The organism is Lysobacter antibioticus HS124 (assembly GCF_000336385.2).
GTDB lineage: Bacteria > Pseudomonadota > Gammaproteobacteria > Xanthomonadales > Xanthomonadaceae > Lysobacter > Lysobacter firmicutimachus.
In genome coordinates, this window is sequence record NZ_HG424453.1 from 1 (window position 1) to 3,778 (window position 3,778).

The following is a 3,778-nucleotide window of genomic DNA, read 5'->3' on the forward strand; positions in this document are numbered from 1 at the left end:
CAGGTTCAAGAACCAGCCCTTGTGGTCGTAGTCGAAGTTGGTCAGGTCGTCGCTGAACTCGGTGAAGTTGTAGCCGACGCCGACGCGGAAGTTGCGGCCGATGTCGCGGTCGACGCCGACCAGGAAGCCGCGGCGGGTGCCGCCGTCCTTGACGTCGAGCCAGCGGTACTCGGCCAGCGCGTGCCAGGTTTCGGCGAACTCGTAGCGGGTCTGCACCGCGGCGAAGGTCGTGGCCGAATCGGCCCACTGCCCGGTCAGGCGGCCGTAGCGCACCTCGCCTTCGCGGCGCGCCAGCTTGCCGGCGAACTCCCAGTGGTGGTTCGGGTTGTAGATGCCCTCCAGCGACAGCACCTGGGTCTTCTGGTCGTAGAAGGCCACGTTGTCGCCGATCTGTGGCAGCGCCGACACGTCGTACAGGTACGTGTACTTGCCCAGCAGCGCGTACTTGGTCGTGTTCCACGGCCGCCAGGCGAAGCCGACGTTGCCTTCGATGAACTTGGCCCCGGCCTGCGGGTTCAGATCGTCGGTGGTCTTGGAGTAGTTGAAGCGGCCGGCGACGCGGAAGCTCTCGTTGAACTTGTGGGTGATGTGGTTGGTGGTCACCCACTGCTCGCGCTGCTCGGCGCCGCGGTCCTCGCGCCACTCCAGCTTGCTCTGCCACTGGGTGTCGTTGGAGGTGTGGCCGCCGCTGACGCTGACCGCGCGCCGGTCGACTTCGCCGATCGCCTTGTCCAGGGTCGCGCTCTGCAGGGTGAAGCCGATGTTCCAGCCCTGGCTGGGATAGAAATCCATGCCGAAGGTATGCGCCAGGCCGGACTCGTTCGGCGCCTTCAGGAACTGGCTTTCGTTGAACATGTTGACCTGGTTCGACAGGCGCCAGCGCTGGCCCAGGGTCCAACCGGAGTTCAGGCGGTTGTTGAACAGCGGGTCGTAGTCGGTGCGGTCGGTCGAGTAGGTGTAGCTGCCGTAGACGGTGTGGTCGGGCTGGATGCGGTACTCGGCGTTGACCTGGGCCGCGTCGCCGCGGTCGCCGGTGGTCAGTTCGGCGCCGACGCTGGACAGGTTGCCGAACACGTACTTGCCGCCGAGGGTGAAGGCGTCGTTGTCGCGGTAGCGGCCGCCGTCGTCGTCCAGGGTGACCTGGGCGGTGCCGTACAGGTCGAAGCTGCTGCCGAAGCGGTGCTTGTACTGCAACGCGCCGAGCACGCCGGCGGCGTCCAGGCCGTTGCGGTCCTCCTCGACCCGGCGGATTTCCGCCGCCCAGGTGGTGGCGTCGGTGATGCGCCATTCGCCGGTCAGCTGGGCCTGGGTCAGCGCGTCCTCGCCGCGGGTCGCGCGGCTGTAGCGGCCGTAGACATTGAAGGTCGGACTGAACTGGCCCAGCACTTCGAAACCGCGTTCCTCGACCTTCTGGCCGATGTCGTAGCGCGAGATCGAGTAGCCGGCGTCGACTTGGCGCCACCAAGCGCCGGCCGACCAGTCCAGCTGGGTCCAGCCCAGTTCCTTGAAGTTGGCGCGCGCTTCCACCGCGCTGGCGCTGCCCTCGCGGGCGCCCAGGCCGGAGTTGATCTCGCTGAAGCTCAGGCCGCCGTTGTCGGAGTAGAAGATCGGCGCGCTGGTGGCCTCGGTCTGGCTGTGCTCGAGCTTGAGGTAGGTGCCGCGGCCGGCCTGCAGGGTCAGGTCGGCGCCCTTGAGGGTGTAGTCCTCGCCGGCGCGGTTCTCGTCGATGTAGGTGCCGCCCAGCGCGACGTGGTCGCCGAACCAGTGCTTGCCGCGGAAGCCGGCGGTCACCGAATCGGCGTCGAAGCCGTTGGGCACGAATTCGTAATCGACCAGCAGCACCTGGCTGAAGCCGTCCAGCGGCGCGTCGCGGGTCAGGGTCGGGATGTTCTCGCGGGTCACCTGCGCCAGCGGACGGGTCAGCAGCAGGCGGCCCTGCATCTCGTCGATCTCGTAGTCGGCGCCGCGGACCAGGTCGATGCGGTTCTCGACCCGGCCGGTGGTGGCGTCGCGCACTTCCAGCACGACCTTGTCCGACCCCGGCAGCACGTCGGTGTGCTTGAGGTAGTACAGGCTGCCGCCGGTGCCGAGGAACTCGCTGTGGCCGGGCGCGGTCTGCGCTTCGGAACCGAACAGGCGCAGCTCGCTGCCCGGCTCGCCGAGCGCGGTGCTGCGGCGGCTGCGCCAGTTCAGCGCGCCGCCGTACAGCGAGCGGCTGTACTGGCCGAACTCGGTGCCGGTGATGCCGGTGTCGTAGTTGCCCCACAACGCCTGGCTCTTGTCCCAGTCGACCCGGACGTACAGCCGGCCCATGGTGTCGACGTCGCGGTAGGTGGTCGAATCGTCGCCGTAGACCGGGTAGTACAGGTCCGGGTCCAGGCGGCGGAAGATGTTCTGCGGATCGGCCTTCCAGAAGCCGTTGAACAGCTGCTCGACTTCGCGCTCGCGGGTGTCGGCCTGGGCGGTGACCAGGTACTTGCCCTTGATCTTGCCCTTCAGATAGAACGCCAGGCGGCCGTCGACCACCAAGTCCTTGTCGAAGTGCTCGTCGCCGGCCAGCGGTTCGACCGAGCCGGAGGTGCTGCCCTTGGACGCGGTCAGGTCGGCGATCGCGACGGCGAACATGTAGCGGCCGCTGACGTCGATGTCGAGCGTGTGCTCGATCTGGCCGCCCTCGCCCTTGAGCTTCAGGTCGTATCGGTGGCGGCCGATCGGCTCCAGGTACTCGGCGACCAGCTTGCGCTCCAGGTCGACCGGGAAGCTGCGGCCGTTGATGGTGACCGCGTAGTTCTCGGGGATGTTGCGGCCCTGGATGCGAATGCGCGAGCCGTAGATGCCGATGTTCTGCTGACGCAGGGTGCTGCTGCCGAAGGTCGATTCGGTCAGGCTGCGGCGCTGCGCCTCGTCGATGCCCAGCGCGGTGCCGTCCTTGCGCTCCATCGCGTTGCGCAGGGTCTGCAGGCCACGCTCGGCCTCTTCCGGGCGCACCAGCTGCATGCGCTGCGGATAGGTCTCGTCGACGCTGCCGTCGGCGCCGTAGGCGCGCACCAGGTACAGCAGTTCGTCGCCGGCGCGGGCGGCGTAGCCGGCCGGCAGGGCGCCGTCCCATTCCACGTCGCTGACCGCGGCGACCGGCAGCTCGACCTTGGCCAGCGGATCGACCAGGTCGGTGTCGGTGGCGCGGTAGACCAGCACTTCCGCGCGTTGGATGAACGAGGAGTAGTTGTTGTAGGCGTAGAAGCGCACCGGCTTGACGATCCGGGTGCCGTCGAACGAGACCAGGCTGGTCGCGCTGACGTTCATCTCCGGACGGCCGAGGGTGGGGTCCTCGGTCGCCCAGATCACCCCGCCGTTGGGCAGGCTGACCGACCACTTGCCGATCGCCACCGCCTTGCCCGGCTGTTCCAGCGCCACCGACACCCGACGGTCCGGCTGCAGCGCCTCGGACGAGGACTGCTTGTTGGTGCCCTCGGTCACCGGCTTGCTGTAGCTGCGCGTGCGCAGCTTGAACAGCAGGCCGTCTTCGCCGCTGCAACCGGCCTCAGTGCACTTGCCCGTATCGACGTAGCCGGCCTCGGCCTTGGCTTGCGTGTGTCCGGAGTCCTGTGCGGCCGCGAGCGGGGCAACGCCCGCCAGCAGGCCGATCAGGGTGTAGTCCAGCAGCTTCATCTTCATGTTCGTCTTCATGATCCAGCCCCCTCAGTTCCGCTTCGCGCCGACAGGAGCTGTCGGATCGTTACTGGACTCGACCCGCACCTTGGCGCGAACCTCGGGGCTG

General features: G+C 67.8%; 1 protein-coding gene. It reads right to left on the reverse strand.

All coding sequences use genetic code 11. The features are described from left to right. A partial coding sequence (locus TX83_RS03670) for a TonB-dependent receptor (RefSeq protein WP_075574980.1) occupies nucleotides 1-3,687 on the reverse strand: 3,687 nt, incomplete at its 3' end. Nucleotides 3,688-3,778 lie beyond the last annotated feature (91 nt).